The organism is Mesorhizobium sp. P2_H9, assembly GCF_056403215.1.
Genome location: NZ_JBFUFX010000002.1, coordinates 97,261 through 115,400 on the forward strand (window position 1 = coordinate 97,261; position 18,140 = coordinate 115,400).

The following is an 18,140-nucleotide window of genomic DNA, read 5'->3' on the forward strand; positions in this document are numbered from 1 at the left end:
CAGAACCACGAGTTCTGGCTCTTTTGCAGTGCGCGTCGTCTTCCCATGAAGGGCGATGACTGATTTTTCGCCTGATTTCTCCTTGGCGCTGACGGCCACCATTGCCATCACCTTCCTGCTTGCCGGCCTCGTCAAGGGCGTCACCGGCATGGGCCTGCCGACGCTGGCGATGGGGCTGCTCGGCACGATTATGCCGCCGGTCGCGGCGGCCTCGCTGTTGATCGTGCCGTCCTTCGTCACCAATGTCTGGCAGCTGTTCGCCGGCCCGAGCTTCGCGTCGATCCTGCGCCGGCTGTGGCTGATGATGACCGGCATCGTCATCGGCACCATGGTCGGCTCGAGGCTGCTGGCCAGCGACAACGTCAAATGGACGACCGCAGGCCTAGGTGCAGCGCTGATTGTCTATGCCGCCTACACATTGCTGGCGCGGCAGCTGACGGTTCCGGCATCCGCCGAGCGCTTTATGTCGCCGGCGGTCGGTTTCATCACCGGCATTGTCACGGGCGGCACAGGCGTGTTCGTGGTTCCCGCCGTTCCCTACATCCAGGCGCTGGGATTGAGCCGCGACGATCTGATCCAGGCGCTCGGCCTGTCCTTCACCGTGTCGACCATCGCGCTTGCGGTTGGCCTTGCCTCGCATGGCGCGTTCCAGGTCGAGCATATCGTCATGTCGTCGCTGGCCGTCGCGCCGGCCTTGCTCGGCATGTGGCTAGGGCAGATCCTCAGGCAAAAGATCAGCCCGGAGACCTTCCGTCGCTGGTTTTTGATATTTCTGATCCTGCTTGGCCTTGAGCTTCTGCTCAGGCCTGTCCTCGCCTAGATCCCCGGGAGATTATGCGCCTATCAGCGCCTCGAACTGCGCGACGTCCTCGCTGGTCGTGGCGAAGCTGGTGACAAAGCGATATAGCGCTTCGTCCTCGCCGATATGGCCGTCGAAACCGTGGGGCTTGTGCCAATCGTAGAAAGCGGCACCCGCCGCCTGAACTCTCTCGGCCTCAGCCTTTTTCATGACCGCGAAGACCTCGTTGGCCTGCGGCAACCAGGCCAGCCGCGCCGAGGGCGAATCCTCGAGTGCAGCGGCAAGGCGCGCCGCCATCGCATTGGCGTGGCGGGCCGTGTCGAGCCACAGACCGCCGCGGAAATAGGCGTCGAACTGCGTGGCGATGAAACGCGACTTCGAGAACAATTGTGCGGCGCGCTTGCGCAGGAAGGCCAATTCCTTGGCGCGGTCGAGATCGAACAGCACGATCGCCTCGGCGCACCAGCAGCCATTCTTGGTGCCGCCGAAAGAGAGGATGTCGACGCCGCGTTTCCAGGTCATTTCGGCCGGCGTGGTGTCGAGCCCGACCAGCGCATTGGCAAAGCGGGCGCCATCCATATGCAGCGGCAGCTTGTGGTGTTTGGCAATCGCCGAAATCCGCGCGATTTCATCAAGGGAATAGAGGGTGCCGACCTCGGTCGACTGGGTGATAGACACCGCCATCGGCCGTCCCCAATGGACGATTTCCGAGGCGAAGCGGCCAACGGTCTTTTCCAGATTGTGGGGGTCGATCTTGCCCAAAGCGCCGTCGACGGCACACAGGCGCGAGCCACCGGAAAAGTATTCCGGCGCGCCGCATTCGTCTTCGACGATATGCGATTCGCGGTGGCAGAAAGACAGGCCGCCGGGCTTGTTGTAAGCGGTCAGCGACAGCGAATTGGCGGCGGTGCCGGTAGCGACGAAAAACACCGCGACCTCGCGCTCGAAGATTTCGTTGAAACGCTGGTACACGGCCTGGTCGAGCGTGCCGTCGCCATAGGCGGTGGAAAACCCGCCGGCATGGGCCGACAGGCCGGCGGCGATGCTGGGATGGGCGCCTGCCCAATTGTCGGAAGCGAAAATCATGTATCTGCCTGTGCTGGGAAAATCGAGCCGACCTTGGCTGCTTTCGCATGCCGCTCGCAAGAGCCAGGCGCTGGAAAATCGGTAAAGCCACCGGAGCCGCCCGGATAGGGGCGGCGATTGAAGGTTACGTTTTCATCATGCTTCACGTAATTTTCTGTCGCGGAATGTCCAAGATTTTTGTGAATCGGTCTTGTGCGCTCCCGGGATTTCTGTCATAAAAATTTAGGACAGTAGTGCTGTCTTATTTTGTCGCACAAAACAGGCTGGATTGGCGTATCGTTAGGCCTCTCCGGCCGTTGCCGCGAGCGACAGGTAGACAGACTGGCTCTGGCCTGTACGAATACCAGACACGAACCATGTGGAAAGCCGCATGGTTCAGCCCAAGATTTCGCAAGACGTGCCGCAAGGATCAAGGGGGAGCAAGCGCTTCCCGAGGCAAACCAGCGCCCGAACGGCTGGGAACGGAGGACAGGACGATGACGGACATGACGCTCTCTGCGACGAACGGCCAGGCCGCGCAGACGAAAGCGGCAGCCGTCAAAAATACGTCTATCACCACTGGCCTGACCACGATTGGACGAACCGCCAACGGCTTTGCCGCGCAGGGCCTCTACGATCCGCGCAACGAGCACGATGCCTGCGGCGTCGGCTTCATCGTCAATATGAAGGGCGTGAAGTCGCACCAGATCGTCAAGGACGGCCTTGCCGTGCTTGAAAACCTGACGCATCGCGGCGCCGTCGGCGCCGATCCGCTGGTCGGCGATGGCGCCGGCGTGCTGGTGCAGCTTCCGGACCGTTTCTTCCGCGAAGAGATGGCAGCCCAAGGCATCGAACTGCCGCCGGCCGGTCAATACGGCGTCGGACACTGGTTCATGCCGCAGGATGCAGCACTGCGCGCCCACATCGAGGATATCATTGCCGAATCGGCGCAGTCCGAGGGGCTGCCGCTCATCGGTTTCCGTGACGTGCCCGTCGACAATTCGTCGCTGTCGAAGGCGCCTGATATCGTCGCGTCCGAGCCGTTCCATTGCCAGATATTCATCGGCCGCACGGCCGACATCACCGACGACGAGGAGTACGAGGCCAGGCTCTATCTGCTGCGCAAGGTCATATCGGGCCGCATCTACGCCGAGAACGACAACAAGGACATCGGTTCCTACTGCGTGTCGCTGTCGGCGCGCACCATCGTCTACAAGGGCATGTTCCTGGCCTACCAGGTCGGCGCCTACTACAAGGATCTCAAGGACCCGCGCTTCGAGACGGCGCTGATCCTCGTCCACCAGCGCTTCTCGACCAACACCTTCCCGTCGTGGAAGCTGGCGCATCCCTACCGCATGGTCGCCCACAATGGCGAGATCAACACCGTGCGCGGCAATAACAACTGGATGGCGGCGCGCCAGGCGTCCGTCGATTCGGAGCTGTTCGGTAACAATATCTCGAAGCTGTGGCCGATCTCCTATGAGGGCCAGTCCGACACAGCCTGTTTCGACAACGCGCTCGAGTTCCTGTTCCAGGGCGGCTATAGCCTCAGCCACGCCATGATGATGCTGATCCCGGAAGCCTGGGCCGGCAACAAGCTGATGGATGCCGACCGCAAGGCCTTCTACGAATACCATGCCGCCCTTATGGAGCCGTGGGACGGACCGGCTGCGGTGGTCTTTACCGATGGCCGCCAGATCGGCGCCACGCTCGACCGCAACGGACTACGCCCGGCGCGCTACATCGTCACCGACGATGACCGCGTCATCATGGCCTCGGAAGCCGGCGTGCTGCCGGTGCCGGAAGAGAGGATCGTCAAGAAGTGGCGGCTGCAGCCCGGCCGTATGCTGCTGATCGACCTCGAGAAGGGTCGTATCGTCTCCGACGAGGAGCTCAAGTCGGAGATCGCCACCAAGCATCCCTACAAGACGTGGCTGACCAACACGCAGCTCATCCTCGAAGATTTGAAGCCGGTAGAGCCGCGCGAACTGCGCCGGGATGTCAGCCTGCTCGACCGCCAGCAGGCGTTCGGCTACAGCCAGGAAGACACCAAGCTGCTGATGTCGCCGATGGCGACCACCGGCCAGGAAGCCGTGGGATCGATGGGCACCGACACGCCGATCTCGGCAATGTCGGACAAGTCGAAGCTGCTCTATACCTATTTCAAGCAGAACTTCGCCCAGGTCACCAACCCGCCGATCGACCCGATCCGCGAGGAGCTGGTCATGAGCCTGGTGTCCTTCATCGGGCCGCGGCCCAACATCTTCGACCTGGTCGGCAATTCGCGCCGCAAGCGGTTGGAAGTGCGCCAGCCGATCCTGACCAACGGCGATCTCGAAAAGATCCGCTCCATCGGTCACACCGAGGACCGCTTCGACACCAAGACGATCGACATCACCTATGGCTCGAACGAGGGCGCAGCCGGTATGCAGGGCGCCATCGACCGCTTGTGCGAGCGGGCGGAGGCGGCGGTCGCCGGCGGCTACAACATCATTATCCTGTCCGACCGCCAGGTCGGGCCGGACCGGATCGCCATCCCGGCGCTGCTGGCGACGGCCGCGGTGCACCACCATCTGATCCGCAAGGGCTTGCGCACTTCGGTCGGGCTGGTCGTGGAATCCGGCGAGCCGCGCGAAGTGCATCATTTCTGCTGCCTTGCCGGCTATGGCGCCGAGGCGATCAACCCTTACCTTGCCTTCGACACGCTCACCGACATGCACAAGCGTGGCGAACTGCCGAAGGAAGTCGACGCCTACGAAGTGGTCTCGCGCTACATCAAGTCGATCGGCAAGGGCATCCTCAAGGTGATGTCCAAGATGGGCATCTCGACCTATCAGTCCTATTGCGGCGCGCAGATTTTTGACGCCATCGGGCTGAAGACCGATTTCGTGCAGCAATACTTCACCGGCACGGCGACCCTGATCGAGGGCGTCGGACTGGACGAGATCGCGGCCGAGACGCTCAGCCGCCACACCGATGGTTTCGGCAACGACCCGGTGCTGCGCAACAGCCTCGAGGTCGGCGGCGAATACGTGTTCCGCATGCGCGGCGAAGCACACATCTGGTCGCCCGACGCAGTCGCGACCTTGCAGCACGCCGTGCGCCAGGGCTCGTGGGAAACCTTCAAGGACTATTCCGCCCAGATCGACAGCGAGACGGCGCGGGCCCAGACCATTCGTGGCCTGTTCAGGATCAAGCTGGCGGAAGAGAGCGGCCGCAAGAAGGTCGCGATCGACGAGGTCATGCCGGCGGCCGAGATCGTCAAGCGGTTCTCGACCGGGGCGATGTCCTTCGGCTCGATCTCGCGCGAGGCGCACACCACGCTGGCGCGCGCCATGAACCAGATCGGCGGCAAGTCGAACACCGGCGAGGGCGGCGAAGAGGCCGACCGCTATCTGCCGCTGCCGGGCGGCGGCAAGAACCCCGAACGCTCGGCGATCAAGCAGGTCGCCTCCGGGCGGTTCGGCGTGACAGCGGAATATCTCGTCAACTCCGACATGATGCAGATCAAGGTCGCGCAGGGCGCCAAGCCCGGCGAGGGTGGTCAGCTGCCCGGCCACAAGGTCGATGCGACCATTGCCAAGGTCAGGCATTCGACGCCGGGCGTCGGCCTAATCTCGCCGCCGCCGCATCACGACATCTATTCGATCGAGGATCTGGCGCAGCTGATCTACGATCTGAAGAACGTCAATCCGGCSGCTGACGTGTCGGTCAAGCTSGTCTCGGAAGTTGGCGTCGGCACGGTGGCTGCCGGCGTCGCCAAGGCGCGCGCCGACCACATCACCATCTCCGGCTATGATGGCGGCACCGGTGCGTCGCCGCTGACCTCGCTCAAGCATGCCGGCAGCCCGTGGGAAATGGGCCTTGCCGAGACGCACCAGACGCTGGTTCTGAACGGTCTGCGGGCGCGCGTGGCGCTGCAGGTCGATGGCGGGTTGCGTACCGGCCGCGACGTCATCATCGGCGCGCTGCTTGGCGCCGACGAGTTCGGCTTCTCGACCGCACCGCTGATCGCGGCCGGCTGTATCATGATGCGCAAGTGCCACCTCAACACCTGCCCGGTCGGCGTCGCGACGCAGGATCCGGTCTTGCGCAAGCGCTTCAAGGGCACGCCGGAACACGTGATCAACTTCTTCTTCTATGTGGCGGAAGAGGTGCGCGGGCTGCTCGCCGAAATGGGCTACACCCATATCGACCAGATCATCGGCGACACCGACCTTCTGGAAAAGCGCGACCTGATCGTGCACTGGAAGGCGCGGGGCCTCGATTTCTCGAAGATGTTCTTCAAGCCCGATGCGCCGCATGCTGCCGTGCACTGGACGGAACGGCAGAAGCATCCGATCGACGACGTGCTCGACCGCAAGCTGATCGAACTGGCCAAGCCGGCGCTCGAGGCGAAGCAGCCGGTCAAGATCGAGGTCGACATCCGCAATGTCGACCGTTCGACGGGCGCCATGCTGTCAGGCGAGGTGGCCAAGCGCTTCAAGCACAAGGGCCTGCGCGAGGACACGATCTCGGTGAAGCTGACCGGCACCGCCGGCCAGTCGTTCGGCGCCTTCCTGGCGCGCGGCATTTCGTTCGAGCTTGTCGGTGCGGCCAACGACTATGTCGGCAAGGGCCTGTCTGGTGGGCGCATCGTCATCCGGCCGCCGGAAGAGGCCAAGATCGTCGCGGCGGACTCCATCATCGTCGGCAATACGGTGCTCTATGGCGCAACCGAGGGCGAGGCCTATTTCGCGGGTGTCGCTGGCGAGCGTTTCGCGGTGCGCAATTCGGGCGTTGCGGCCGTCGTCGAAGGCGTCGGTGACCATGGCTGCGAGTACATGACCGGCGGCATCGTCGTCGTCATCGGCCAGACCGGCCGCAACTTCGCCGCCGGCATGTCGGGCGGCGTCGCCTATGTGCTGGACGAGGCAGGCGATTTCGCCGAGCGCTGCAACATGGCGATGGTCGAACTGGAGCCGGTGCCGGAAGAAGACGATCTGATGGAAAAGCTGCTCCATCACGGCGGCGACCTCGACCACAAGGGCCGCGTCGACGTCTCCGGCGACATGACCAGCCATGACGAGGAGCGACTCTACCAGCTGATCTCGAACCATGTGCATTACACGGGCTCGGTCAGGGGTCGCGAGATCCTCGACGACTGGACGACTTTCCGGCCGAAATTCCGGAAAATCATGCCGGTCGAGTACCGCCGTGCGCTGATCGAGATGGAACGCATGCGCATGGGCGTGGCGGCGGAGTAGGCTTTGGGAACTGCCGGGAGGCCCAGGCTTCCCGGTCCACACTTCATTGACAGTTTGACCTCGGGCGCAAGGTTGCCATGGCTGCCTCAAGAGGTTAACGGGTGCGGCGAAAACCGCACCATCTGGACAGCAGGAACTGGACTATGGGTAAGGTAACAGGCTTTCTCGAGATCGACCGGCAGGTGCACAAGTACCAGCCGGCCTCCGACCGCATCCGGCATTTTCGCGAATTCACGCTGCCGATGTCGGACAAGGAGGTCGAGAAACAGGCCGCGCGCTGCATGGATTGCGGCATTCCGTTCTGCCACGGGCCGACCGGCTGTCCGATCCACAACCAGATCCCGGACTGGAACGACCTCGTCTACAATGGCGACTGGGACAATGCGATCCGCAACCTGCATTCGACCAACAATTTCCCGGAGTTCACCGGCCGCATCTGCCCCGCGCCATGCGAGGAAGCCTGCACGCTGAACCTCGAGGACATTCCGGTCGCCATCAAGACCGTCGAGCAGGCGATCGCCGACAAGGCCTATGAAACCGGCCACATCCGGCCCTATCCGCCGGAGAAGAAGACCGGCAAGCGTGTCGCCATCATCGGCTCGGGACCGGCCGGCATGGCCGCCGCCCAGCAGCTGGGCCGCGCCGGCCACGACGTCCATGTCTATGAGCGCGAGAGCCGGCCGGGTGGGCTGATGCGCTACGGCATTCCCGACTTCAAGATCGAGAAGCACTATATCGACCGGCGCATCGAACAGATGCAGGGCGAGGGCGTGACGTTCCATTGCGGCGTCAATGTCGGCGTCGACAAGAAGGTCAGCGAGCTGCTCGCCGAACATGACGCGGTGCTCTATTGCGGCGGTTCGGAAACGCCGCGCGCGGCCGGCATTCCCGGCGACGATCTCGACGGCGTGCATGATGCGATGCCGTATCTGGTGCAGCAGAACAAGCGCGTCGGCGGCGAGCCGATCCAGTCGGTGGCGTGGCACTCGGCGCCGATCGTCGCCGGCGGCCAGCACGTCGTCGTCGTCGGTGGCGGCGACACCGCCTCCGACTGCGTCGGCACCGCCTTTCGCCAGGGCGCCGTGCGCGTCACCCAGCTCGACATCCGACCGCAGCCACCGGAAAAGGAAGACAAGCTCTCGGTCTGGCCCTACTGGGCAACCAAGATGCGCACGTCGTCGTCGCAGGCCGAAGGCGCCGAGCGCGAATTCCAGGTGGCGACGCTCGAATTCATCGGCGAAGAGGGCCAGCTGACCGGCGTCAAATGCTGTGAGGTCGACGACAAGCGCAAGCCGATCGCCGGCACCGAATTCGTCATCCGCGCCGATCTCGCCTTCATCGCCATCGGCTTTGCCGGGCCGACGACAGCCGGACTGGTGTCGGAATTGGATGGCCAGATGAAGATCGTCACCGACAGCCGCCGTTCGAAAAACGTCGAGGCCAACGATCGCGACTACAAGACCAGCGTCGACAGGCTCTATGCGGCGGGCGACGTACGGCGCGGCCAGTCGCTGGTCGTCTGGGCGATCCGTGAGGGCCGCCAGGCGGCGCGCTCGATCGACGAGGCGTTGATGGGATCGACTGTTCTGCCCCGTTAAGGGTTGATCGCCGTCGTCGTGTCGCCGGCGGCCCCTGTCGCGGGCTGGGTCTTGGGCGGCCAGGAAAAATCGTCGGCACGACCGGGCGAGGCAGCGGGCGCCTTGCCCTCGACGACCAGCTTTTCGCCGGGCAGCTTCACATCCGCCTTTGTCGTCGGTGGCGCTGCACCGAGAAGTTCCGAACCGCCGTCGAGCGCCGGATCGCTGAGCAGCATCGGCACGGTGCGGTCGACCACGATGGGGACGGCGGCCGGCGACGGCACTTCGACCGGGGCGCCAGCCGGCGCGGACGCCGTCACCGCACCCCCAGGTGCCGTCAGCCCAAGGATCTTCATCAGCGGCTTTTCGGTATAGAAGGCGAGCTTGCGCTTGCCGGCCTTCGACACGTTGATGCCGTCATCGGAGCGCAGGCGCACCGCCTGGCCGTTAATGTCAGGTCCGGTGGTGACGAAGGCGCCGTTCTCGTCGACGAATCCATCCCAGATGTCGACGAACTCACCGCCACTGCTTTCGGCCGCCGAATGATAGATGTCGTTGAAGGCCAGCATGTCGGAGGTCATTTTCGGAACCCGGAAAGCCGGCATGCCAACCCACAGGAAGGGCACCTTGGTCGACGCTATGGCCTTGCCCAGCGCATCGGTACGGCGTTCATATTCCTTGGTCCAGTTCTCGGATCGCGGCTGTTCGCGCACATCGTTGACGCGCATCTGCTGGCGGTCGTTGGAGCCGAGCATGACGACCACGACCGCGGGCTTCTCGGTCTCGATCAACGACTTGATCTGTTCGGGCCAGTTGTAGAAATCATCCCGCACGAAACCGGACGAACCGTTGGCGCGAACGACGATCCTGACGCCGGGATTTTCGGCAAAGGCAGTATCGAGGCCTTCCGCAAGGCCGCTTGCCATGAAATCGCCGACCACCAGAACCACACGAGCATCCGGTGTTTTCTCGACAATCGGTATTGCCGGTTCGGCCGGTGGGCGAGGCGCCTTCTTTCTTGGCTTGGGCTGCGGCTTCTGGATGTCGAGCGGCGGCTCGACCCGCTCACTTCTGCGCGGGAACAACAGGTCGCGCAGCGACCAACCCCGGTTTTGTTGTTCCTGCGCCATGGCCGGCGTGTGAAAGGTGCTGGCGGCGGCGACTGCCAGAACGGCAATGGCCAGAATCAGGATCGGCATGCGACGGACGATGACCCGGATACACGCGACCGAAACCAATCACCCTCTCCATCCCTGGCGCATGACCCCGAAATCGGGATCGCGCGGCGGCTCTATTTTTGTCGGAGCCATTTGAGCACTTCCATGCTCGGATACCCGTCCTGGGTCAAGCCGACCTTCGCCTGATAGGTCATGATGGCGGTTTTGGTGCCATCACCGATCTTGCCGTCGAACTTGCCGTCGTAAAGCCCGTGCTGCGAAAGCCGCTTCTGCAGCTCCTGCCTTTCTTCGAAGCTGAGCTTGGTGAAAGGCCGTTTCCAGTCCTGCACGAGACCACTGGAACCGGCGATTTCGTCGGCAAGAAGGCCGACGGCCAGCGCATATTTGTCGGCGTTGTTGTAAGCCTTGATGACCGAGAAATTCTTGATCATCAGGAAGGCTGGCCCATCGCGGCCGTCCGGCACCTTCAGCGTCGCCTTGTCGGTGACGTTCTTGAACGACTTGCCATTGGCCCTGACGACGCCGAGCGCCTGCCATTGCGCCAGTGTCTTCGCGTCGCCGGGAAGCTTGCCGGCCGGCAGCGTGACTTCATAGCCCCAGGTCTTGCCGGCCTGCCAGCCATTCTTCTTCAGCAGATTGGCTGATGTCGCCAGCGCATCGGGGATCGAATTCCAGATGTCGCGCTTGCCATTGCCGTCCATGTCAACGGCATAGTGCTGATAGCTGGTCGGAATGAACTGGGTGTGGCCCATGGCGCCAGCCCAGGATCCGCTGAGATGGCTTTCGTCGATGTCGCCCGTCTGCAGGATCTTGAGCGCGGCGATCAACTGGGTGCGAGCGAATTTCCCCCGCTTCGGGTCGGCATAGGCCAAGGTCGCCAGCGAACGCACGACATTGCGCATGATGTCGTCGCGCTTGAGGATCTCGCCATAGTTCGATTCCATCGACCAGATGGCGAGCAGGATGTCGCGGTCGACACCGAACCTTGCCTCGATCCGGTCGAGCCACGGCTTCCATTTCTTCGCCATCTGCTGGCCAACGGCGACCGACTGGTCATGGACGCGGTTGTCGAAATAGTCCCAGGCCGGGGCGGTGAATTCAGGCTGCGTACGCGCCTTTTCCAGCACCACCGGGTCAATATCCCTGATATCCTTGAACGCCTGGTCATAAACGGCGCCGGAAACGCCGCCTTGCACGGCTGTGGCGCGGAAGCCGGCGACCCATTGCCGGAAGCCGGCATCGGCAAAAGCCGGTCCGGCCGGCATCAGCAAGGCAAGCGAGAGGCTGGCGGCCGTCATGACGCTGGTGAAAAGTTTTGCGGCATTGCGAACGGACATCTTTTCCTCCTTCTTTATCTCAGGAAGACCATTCATCGCCGAACCCGGTTAGGATTTAGTTTACCATAGGAGCCGTTGGGAACGAAAAGACGCGTCGATGCTTTACGCACAGCAAGTTTCTCAGCAGTCCTTCAGTAATCCCCGATTCCGGCGTGAAAATGTCTCGGAGCGGGATTGCGGAGCAGGCCCTCAAACGGATAATTGACAGCATGAAGAGAGTTCGCAAGGCAGTTTTCCCGGTCGCCGGCCTCGGCACGCGGTTCCTCCCGGCCACCAAGGCCATCCCGAAGGAAATGCTGACCGTCGTCGACAGACCGGTCATCCAGTATGTTGTCGATGAGGCGCGCGAGGCTGGCATCGAGCATTTCATCTTCGTCACCGGCCGCAACAAGGCGGTCATCGAAGACCATTTCGATGTCCAGTTCGAGCTCTACGACACGCTCGCGCAGCGCGGCAAGGACGACCAGCTCGCCCGCCTGCAGCGGCTGCAGCCGGCACCGGGACAGACCAGCTTTACCCGCCAGCAGGTGCCGATGGGGCTCGGCCACGCCGTCTGGTGCGCGCGCGAACTGGTCGGCGACGAGCCCTTCGCCCTGTTGTTGCCCGACATGATCATGCAGTCGGAAAAGAGCTGCATGAAGGCCATGGTCGAGCTCTACGAGGAGACCGGCAACAACATCATCGCCGTGCAGGAATGCGATCCGGCCGAGGCGCACAAATACGGCATTGTCGGCCGCGGCGAGGATACGCATCACGGTTTCCGCATCACCGAGATGGTGGAGAAGCCGAAGACCGGCACCGCACCGTCCAATCTCTACATCAACGGTCGCTACATCCTGCAGCCCGAGATTTTCGGGATTCTCGAAGGCCAGGAAAAGGGCGCCGGCAACGAGATCCAGCTCACCGACGCGATGCTGAAACTGGAAAAGCAGCAGCCCTTCTATGGCTACCACTACCAGGGCCGCACCTTCGATTGTGGTTCGCCGGAAGGTTTCGTCGAGGCCAATGTGGCCTTCGCGCTGTGGCGCAGCGACATGAACGAGAACATGTCGGGCGTCATCCGGACGCTGCTCGATGAGATAAAACCATCAGAGCGGCGCGGCGCCGCTTAAGACTTCCTACCGCTGCAGCTTCAGGCCGAGGTAGATGCTGTTGGCGGTGTAATTGCGCCCGGGCAGGTTGCTGGTCAGCTTTTCGGTGCGGGCGCGGCTGGTGAGGCCGACATAGCGGTTCAGCCACCATGTCAGGCCGGCCTCGGCGCTCAGCGTCAGGTCGTGCCCGTCGGAGCCGGTGTAATCGCGCCAGTCGAGGCCCAGAGCCGCGTTTCCAGTCAAGTTGGCGCGAATCTGCCGCTCACCGGTGAGGCGTCCGGAATAGAGGATATCGCCGCTTTCGTTGGCGGCCGTGGTGCCTTCGGCGGTGGTCTTCCCGGTGAGGCCGATAATGGTGCCGCGCTCGGGCGACCATTTGAGGTCGGCATTCACGGTTGCGCCGGAGATCGCCGCCAGACGGTCGTCGTCGATCGCTTCCCTGAGCCAGCCGGCGGAGAATTCGCCGGTCAGCTTCTCGCCCATGTCGAGTTCGACCCCGGCACGCGCGCCGAGGCGGGTGGACGACCGTTCGAAGCCGCCCGAATCGACGCGCAGATCATAGGCACGGCGGCCGACTTCGACCTCGGCGAAAGGCGTGATCGCGGGCGAGATCTCGTAGCCGGTGCGCAAGGTGGCGGTATACAGCGTCGAGTTGCGGTCTTTCTGCGACAGCACAGTGCCGTCTGTCAGCTCGGCGTCGCCATAGATGTCGTGAGAGACCGCGCCGGTCAGCGCGAAGCGCAGCTTGCCGACGTCCTTCTCGACGCCCAGGCTGCCGTCGATGGTCTGGCGGATCGGCTGCGATTTGACACCGGCAATGGCGTCGGGCGAGGAGGCTGATTCCGGCGCAATTTCGTAGCCGAGCTTGGCGATGGCGCGCAGTTCATTGTCGAGATCGACGTTTAGGGTGCCTTCGATGCGGCCGCGCCCTTCATTGATCTTCTTGCCCGAAATGGTGTTGCGGAAGTTGCCGTATCCGTCGATGACCGCCGAATTCTCGCGCCAGTCAGAGGCGGCGGAAAAACGCAGCGCTGTTTCGGACAGCACTGCCGACGTCCCGCCACTGCTGGAATCGGCATTCGACGTTGCGGTCACGCCTTGCTCAAGCGTCGGCCGGAGCAGGAAGGAGCCAACCTTGATGCCGGGTGCGGCGTAGGGATCTTCTTCGGGCTTCTTCTTCAGGCCCTCGATGGAGCGGGTGCGCTCGGCGCCGGGATCGAGCTTCTGCCGGTCGGCGCTGTCGACGGTGAGGGCACGGCGATTGGCTGTGTCCTGGTCGGTGTCGTCTGCCGCTGCGTCGGTCGAAGTGGTTCCGGTCGTGGTAGGGTCCGTTGCCTTGCCGAGCTTCTTCTTGTCGGCGGCCTTGTCTTTAGCCTTGTCCGCATCGGCGGCGCGCTGTTTTGCGGTCGACGGCCGGCGCGGCTTAGCTGGGGGTGGATTGTCGCCAAAACTGCCATCGCTGGCCGCCAGCGGATCGAAGATGCTGCCGGTCGCGGGCGTGGCGCCGGTGTCGTCCGGCACGGCGCCGGCACTTGCCGGCAGATAGGTCGTCGGGGTTGGCGGGTTGGCCTGAGCGGCTGCATCGGCTGCTGCCTGATCTTGAGATCCGGCGGCGCTCAGCTGTCTCACCTTGCGCTGCTGGTCAAACAGGATCGCCGATTCCGAAACCTCGCCGCGCAGCTCGGTCTCCTGAGCGCAAAGCGGTGTTGGCCGCAGCAAAGCGAAAGCGCTGGCCGCCAGCAGCAGTGCGCTGATGGCTTTGCCGTTTCGACCTCTTTTGCTTTCAGGCTGGGCCCGCGACATCGTCACCACTGCTTGCGCGGCGCAAGCGCGCCATACTTACCGAACCGTAAATGGGGATGGTTAACGGAGGGTTGAGGCGGCGGGCCAATGACCCTTAAGGCGCTGATGTCCGAAGGGATTCATGCGGCGCGCTTCAAGCTTCCTGTTTTCGTGCAGCTCGCCATCCCAAAACCGCTGCATGGCCTTGGTTCAGGCCCGGGGCAGGCCTTTGGGCGACAGGCGTGAGGTGGCATTTCTGTTGGACAGGCGAGCGCCAAAGCGCTAATCGCATCAGCCATGCATGCGGGATCCCCAGAAAAGAAGCGGCTGAACAAGCAAGCTTCGATAGAATCGGCGCTCAGGACGGTGGCAACCGAGCAGGCCGGTGTGGCGGCTCTGGCCGCGGCGCTCGAAAATGGGCTGTCCGAACCGTTCGCGCGCGCCGTCGACATCGTGTCGCAGGCCAGAGGCCGCGTCATCGTCACCGGCGTCGGCAAGAGTGGCCATATCGGCTCCAAGATCGCCGCGACGCTCGCCTCGACCGGCACGCCGGCCTTCTTTGTCCATCCGTCCGAGGCCAATCACGGCGACCTCGGCATGATCGCCAGGGACGACGCCATCATCGCCATGTCGTGGTCGGGCGAGAGCAAGGAGCTCAACGGCATCATCGCCTATTCCAGGCGTTTCTCGATCCCGCTGGTCGCGATCACCGCCGGCGAGACATCGGCGCTGGCGCGCGAGGCGGACGTGGTGCTGTTGCTGCCGCGCGCGCCCGAAGCCTGCCCGCACGGCCTTGCGCCGACCACGTCGACGCTGCTGCAACTGGTGATCGGCGATGCGTTGGCCATTGCGCTGCTCGAAGCACGCGGCTTCACCCCGGACCATTTCCGCACCTTCCATCCCGGCGGCCAGCTCGGCGCCAATCTGACCATGGTCTCCGAGATCATGCGGGTCGGCGACCAGATTCCGCTGGCCGTGCTCGGCACCAAGATGCCGGAAGCGGTCATGACGCTGTCGAAGAAGAAGGTCGGCTGCGTCTTGATCGTCGATACGAATGGTGAATTGGCCGGTATCATCACCGACGGTGACGTGGCGCGCAATCTGCACCGTAACCTGGCCAACGTCATCGTCGATGAGGTCATGACCCGCACGCCCAAGACGATCGATCCGCAGACGCTAGCCGGTACGGCGATCGCGCTCCTCAACGACTACAATATCGGCGCGCTGGTGGTGACCAAAAACAACATGCCGCTGGGTGTGGTTCATTTCCACGACCTGTTGCGCATCGGCGCGGCCTGAAATTCAGACCCGCTCGACCGTCAGTTCCAGATCTGTATCGGCCGAACTGACAACACGCACCTGCGTGCCGGCCGGCAGGTCGGGACCGGAGACGCGCCACAGCGTGTCGCCGAGCTTGATGCGGCCGCGGCCGTCCTTGATCGGTTCGGCAAGGGTAGCCATCTTGCCGACCATCTGGGCGCCGCGGCGGTTAAGCAGCGGCTGGTCGGTCGTGTCATTGCGCCCGCCGACCAGCTTCTTGCCGACGAAGGCAGAGACCAGCGACAGCGCCAGGAAGGCGAGAACCTGGATTTCCCAAGTCCAGAAGCCGGTATCCCAGATCAGCAGTGAGACCACGCCGATCAGCAGCGCGGCAATACCGATCCACAGCATGAAGATGCCTGGCGCGATGACTTCCATCACCAGCAGGACGAAGCCCAGAACCATCCAATTCCACGGACCAAGTTCGGAAATGATGCGGTCGAACATGGGAGTGCGCTCCTATGATCTCAATTGTCGCCTGATCTCAGTTATCGCTTGGGCGAACCACCGGTGGGCGGGCGGCCTGCCGCGCGGCGCCGGCCGTGCCTTCGCTGCGGAACACCTCCTTGGCGATCTCGCTTATGCCGCCGAGCGTGCCGATCAGCGCCGAGGCTTCCATCGGCATCAGCACGACCTTGCTGTTGTTGGCGGTGCCGATCTTGCCCATCGCTTCGGTGTATTTCAGCGCGACGAAGTAGTTAAGCGCCTGCACGTCGCCCTTGGAGATGGCTTCCGACACGACCTGCGTGGCGCGGGCTTCGGCCTCGGCGGAACGCTCGCGCGCCTCGGCGTCGCGGAAGGCGGCTTCCTTGCGGCCCTCGGCCTCAAGAATCTGCGATTGCTTGAGACCTTCGGCGGCGAGGATCTGCGCGCGCTTGTTGCGTTCGGCGGTCATCTGGCGGCCCATCGATTCGATGAGGTTGGCCGGCGGGTTGATGTCCTTGATTTCGACGCGGGTGATCTTGATGCCCCACGGGTGCGCCGCCTCGTCAACGACGCGCAGCAGGCGCTCGTTGATGGCGTCGCGGTTGGACAGCAGTTCGTCGAGGTCCATCGAGCCCATGACGGTACGGATGTTGGTCATCGTCAGGTTGAGGATGGCGTTCTGCAGGCCTGAGACCTGATAGGCTGCCTGCGCCGCGTTGAGGATCTGGTAGAAGGCGATGCCGTCGACACCCACTATGGCGTTGTCGCGGGTGATGATTTCCTGGCTCGGAACGTCGAGCACCTGCTCCATCATGTTCATCTTGGCGCCGATACGGTCGACGAACGGCGTAATGAAATTGAGGCCGGGGCTCAGTGTCTTGGTGTAGCGACCGAAGCGCTCAACCGTATAATTGTAGCCTTGCGGGATTGTCCTGATGCCTTTGATAAGAAGCACCAATACCAGAAAGGCAAGTGCACCAATCRCAATGCCGAAACCACTGAAGTCCATTTGGTTCTCCCTAAGATGCCGGCCACGGAGACGCTTCCGTGCAACCGACTTCACCAAACACTTAAGTGTGTTTCAGCAATGTTACAATCTGGTGATCGCTGATTATCTATGCACAGCTGATTGCGAGAGGCGTCGGCTTCAGATCCAACCCGACAGTTCGCGCCGCACCATCGCTTCGATCACCGCCATGCCTTCCACACTGTCGTTGAGGCAAGGGATATGGGCGAATTTCTCGCCGCCGGCGTGATGGAAGGTTTCGGCCGCCTCGCGGCCGATTTCGTCCAGTGTCTCGATGCAGTCGACGGAAAAGCCCGGATTGACGATGGCGATCGACTTCACGCCGTCATGGCCGAGTTTCTCCACCGTCTTGTCGGTGTAGGGCTGCAGCCACTCCTGCGCGCCGAAACGCGACTGGAAGGTGGTGATCAGCTTCTTGTCGCTCCAGCCGAGCCTTTCGCGCAGCAGGCGCGTCGTCTTCAGGCAATGGCAGTGATAGGGGTCGCCCTTCTCGAAATAGGGTTTTGGGATGCCGTGATAGGAGGCGATGACGACCTCCGGTTCGAAGTCGAGCGACGCCAGATGCTGTTCGATCGAACGGGCGAGCGCCTCGATATAGACTGGCTCGTCATAGTAGGGCGGCACGCTGCGGATGGCTGGGGCTGCCCGCATCTTCATCAGCGCGCGAAACAGCTGGTCGTTGGCGGTCGCCGTCGTCGTCGCCGAATATTGCGGATAGAGCGGGAAGCAGAGGATGCGGTCGCAGCCTTGCTCGACCAGCTTTTTGGCGACGCTCTCGGTCGAAGGGTTGCCATAGCGCATCGCCCAGTCGACGACGACATTGGGCAGGTCGTGCAACGCCTGACCAAGCTTTTCGCCCTGGGCGCGGGTGAAGGTGCGCAGCGGCGACTCGTTGCGCTCCCGGTTCCAGATCCTGGCGTAGTTGGCGCCGGACTTCTTCGGCCGTGTGGTCAGAACCAGGCCGTAGAGGATCGGATACCAGATCGCCCTGTTGAGCTCGATGACGCGCGGGTCGGACAGGAATTCCCTGAGATAGCGCCACATCGGCTTGAAATCGGTGCCGTCAGGCGTGCCGAGATTGACCAGCATGACGCCGATCTTGCCGGTTCTGACTGAGGGATGCCCCGCCGGCAGCGGGCCAAGCGCTTTCGCGACTTTGGGATCGACAGGCGTGGAAAGCGTCATGGAAGGTCTCCCGACACCGCGAAACCGGCGATGTCGCGGCGAAACTAGCGATGCGGCGCGAGTTTTCAATGCTGCGTCTGGCCGCACCTTACCCTGAAAGCAGAAAA

Annotated in this window: 12 protein-coding genes; 5 read left to right on the forward strand and 7 right to left on the reverse strand. The window is 63.0% G+C overall.

The annotated features are described in order from the left end of the window. Positions 1-55: 55 nt before the first annotated feature. On the forward strand, positions 56-820 hold the full coding sequence (locus AC1DXN_RS03500) for a sulfite exporter TauE/SafE family protein (protein WP_477273228.1): 765 nt from the start codon (positions 56-58) through the stop codon (positions 818-820). A gap of 12 nt (positions 821-832) precedes the next feature. On the opposite strand, the gene AC1DXN_RS03505 is transcribed toward AC1DXN_RS03500, so the two are convergent. After that, positions 833-1,885 carry a threonine aldolase family protein gene (locus AC1DXN_RS03505; protein WP_477273226.1) on the reverse strand — a complete coding sequence of 351 codons (1,053 nt, stop codon included), beginning with the start codon at positions 1,883-1,885 and terminating at the stop codon, positions 833-835. A gap of 476 nt (positions 1,886-2,361) precedes the next feature. On the opposite strand from AC1DXN_RS03505, the gene gltB reads away from it, so the two are divergent. Continuing rightward, positions 2,362-7,110: a glutamate synthase large subunit gene (gene gltB / locus AC1DXN_RS03510; RefSeq protein WP_477273224.1), complete on the forward strand. Its 4,749-nt coding sequence runs from the start codon at positions 2,362-2,364 to the stop codon at positions 7,108-7,110. Between the two features lie 143 nt (positions 7,111-7,253). Next, the gene (locus AC1DXN_RS03515) at positions 7,254-8,708 is read left to right on the forward strand and encodes a glutamate synthase subunit beta (RefSeq protein WP_477273222.1); all 1,455 of its coding nucleotides are present in this window, start codon (positions 7,254-7,256) and stop codon (positions 8,706-8,708) included. On the opposite strand, the gene AC1DXN_RS03520 is transcribed toward AC1DXN_RS03515, so the two are convergent. Both AC1DXN_RS03520 and AC1DXN_RS03525 read right to left on the reverse strand, forming a co-directional pair. Next, entirely contained in the window at positions 8,705-9,925 is a 1,221-nt protein-coding gene (locus AC1DXN_RS03520) for an SGNH/GDSL hydrolase family protein (protein WP_477273220.1), read from the reverse strand. The two genes, AC1DXN_RS03515 and AC1DXN_RS03520, sit on opposite strands and share 4 nt — an antisense overlap. A 53-nt stretch (positions 9,926-9,978) precedes the next feature. Further along, the gene (locus AC1DXN_RS03525; protein ID WP_477273219.1) at positions 9,979-11,202 is read right to left on the reverse strand and encodes a lytic murein transglycosylase; all 1,224 of its coding nucleotides are present in this window, start codon (positions 11,200-11,202) and stop codon (positions 9,979-9,981) included. A gap of 209 nt (positions 11,203-11,411) precedes the next feature. Between AC1DXN_RS03525 and galU the strand changes: the two genes are divergently transcribed. Further along, positions 11,412-12,314 (forward strand): UTP--glucose-1-phosphate uridylyltransferase GalU, encoded by a 903-nt coding sequence (galU, locus tag AC1DXN_RS03530; RefSeq protein ID WP_477273217.1) that lies wholly within the window; start codon positions 11,412-11,414, stop codon positions 12,312-12,314. A gap of 6 nt (positions 12,315-12,320) precedes the next feature. Here galU and AC1DXN_RS03535 read toward each other — a convergent pair whose 3' ends face one another. Next, a complete protein-coding gene (locus tag AC1DXN_RS03535; RefSeq protein WP_477273215.1) occupies positions 12,321-14,096 on the reverse strand; it encodes an outer membrane beta-barrel protein in 1,776 nt (591 codons plus the stop codon). A gap of 276 nt (positions 14,097-14,372) precedes the next feature. Between AC1DXN_RS03535 and AC1DXN_RS03540 the strand changes: the two genes are divergently transcribed. Continuing rightward, a complete protein-coding gene (locus tag AC1DXN_RS03540) occupies positions 14,373-15,374 on the forward strand; it encodes a KpsF/GutQ family sugar-phosphate isomerase (protein WP_477248439.1) in 1,002 nt (333 codons plus the stop codon). Positions 15,375-15,377: 3 nt separating this feature from the next. On the opposite strand, the gene AC1DXN_RS03545 is transcribed toward AC1DXN_RS03540, so the two are convergent. The 3 genes from AC1DXN_RS03545 to hemH all read right to left on the reverse strand — a co-directional run bounded on the left by AC1DXN_RS03545 (position 15,378) and on the right by hemH (position 18,033). Continuing rightward, positions 15,378-15,842, reverse strand: coding sequence for an NfeD family protein (locus tag AC1DXN_RS03545; RefSeq protein WP_477248437.1), 465 nt, complete (start codon positions 15,840-15,842; stop codon positions 15,378-15,380). 37 nt (positions 15,843-15,879) lie between these two features. Then, on the reverse strand, positions 15,880-16,830 hold the full coding sequence (locus AC1DXN_RS03550) for an SPFH domain-containing protein (RefSeq protein ID WP_477421463.1): 951 nt from the start codon (positions 16,828-16,830) through the stop codon (positions 15,880-15,882). 138 nt (positions 16,831-16,968) lie between these two features. Then, a complete protein-coding gene (hemH, locus tag AC1DXN_RS03555; protein WP_477273213.1) occupies positions 16,969-18,033 on the reverse strand; it encodes a ferrochelatase in 1,065 nt (354 codons plus the stop codon). Between the last annotated feature and the right edge of the window lie 107 nt (positions 18,034-18,140).

Bases quoted from the DNA above. Each gene is read 5' to 3' on its own strand.
- AC1DXN_RS03500 (WP_477273228.1), top strand. From the start codon at position 56: ATGACTGATTTTTCGCCTGATTTCTCCTTGGCGCTGACGGCCACCATT.
- AC1DXN_RS03505 (WP_477273226.1), bottom strand. From the start codon at position 1,885: ATGATTTTCGCTTCCGACAATTGGGCAGGCGCCCATCCCAGCATCGCC.
- AC1DXN_RS03515 (WP_477273222.1), top strand. From the start codon at position 7,254: ATGGGTAAGGTAACAGGCTTTCTCGAGATCGACCGGCAGGTGCACAAG.
- AC1DXN_RS03525 (WP_477273219.1), bottom strand. From the start codon at position 11,202: ATGTCCGTTCGCAATGCCGCAAAACTTTTCACCAGCGTCATGACGGCC.
- galU (WP_477273217.1), top strand. From the start codon at position 11,412: ATGAAGAGAGTTCGCAAGGCAGTTTTCCCGGTCGCCGGCCTCGGCACG.
- AC1DXN_RS03535 (WP_477273215.1), bottom strand. From the start codon at position 14,096: ATGTCGCGGGCCCAGCCTGAAAGCAAAAGAGGTCGAAACGGCAAAGCC.
- AC1DXN_RS03540 (WP_477248439.1), top strand. From the start codon at position 14,373: ATGCATGCGGGATCCCCAGAAAAGAAGCGGCTGAACAAGCAAGCTTCG.
- AC1DXN_RS03545 (WP_477248437.1), bottom strand. From the start codon at position 15,842: ATGTTCGACCGCATCATTTCCGAACTTGGTCCGTGGAATTGGATGGTT.
- hemH (WP_477273213.1), bottom strand. From the start codon at position 18,033: ATGACGCTTTCCACGCCTGTCGATCCCAAAGTCGCGAAAGCGCTTGGC.